Below are 585 nucleotides of genomic sequence, written 5' to 3'. Positions count from 1 at the left end.
CAGCGCTTCCATTCAGCGTACACGTAGGGTTCGTCGGGCAATGGGGTCAGTGCTGGTCGGTCGAGCTCCTCGAACAGCTCGCGTCGGCTTCGTCCCCAGCTCCGTAGCGGTCGGTTATTGAGATCGACGAGCAGTGAGCGGATCGCCTCGTTGAGGGCGGCGAGCGAGAAGAAACGGCGGTTGCGCAGGCGCGCCAGAATCCATCGCCCGACGATTTGGACGCCGACTTCGACCTTGGCTTTGTCGCGCGGTCGATACGGCAGTGCCGGAACGATGGCAGTGCGGTAATGGCGGGCAAGATCGGCATAGGTCCGGTTGACCATCGGCTCGTGAAAGCACGCCCGGGTGATGCCGGCCTTGAGATTGTCGCTCACCGTTTGCCGGGCCACGCCGCCGAAAAAGCAAAAGGCCCGGACATGGGAGCCGATCCAGTCCGGCAGGCTCTGGCTGAGGCTGGCTTCAGCGTAGGTGTAGTTGGAAGCACCGAGCACGGCGACAAAGATCTGCGTGCTGTGCACCTCGCCGCTGAGCCCGTCGACCACCTCCATGGTGTGGCCGGAATAGTCGACGAACAGCTTCTCGCCG

The 585-nt window shown here is 63.4% G+C and carries 1 protein-coding gene; it reads right to left on the bottom strand.

Annotation, left to right across the window (positions count from 1 at the left end):
• On the bottom strand, positions 1-585 hold a 585-nt coding region (istA, locus tag AOQ71_RS17330), incomplete at both ends, for an IS21 family transposase (RefSeq protein WP_157083554.1).

Source organism: Bradyrhizobium manausense (assembly GCF_001440035.1).
Classification (GTDB): domain Bacteria; phylum Pseudomonadota; class Alphaproteobacteria; order Rhizobiales; family Xanthobacteraceae; genus Bradyrhizobium; species Bradyrhizobium manausense.
This window is presented reverse-complemented; position numbering and strand designations above follow the sequence as displayed.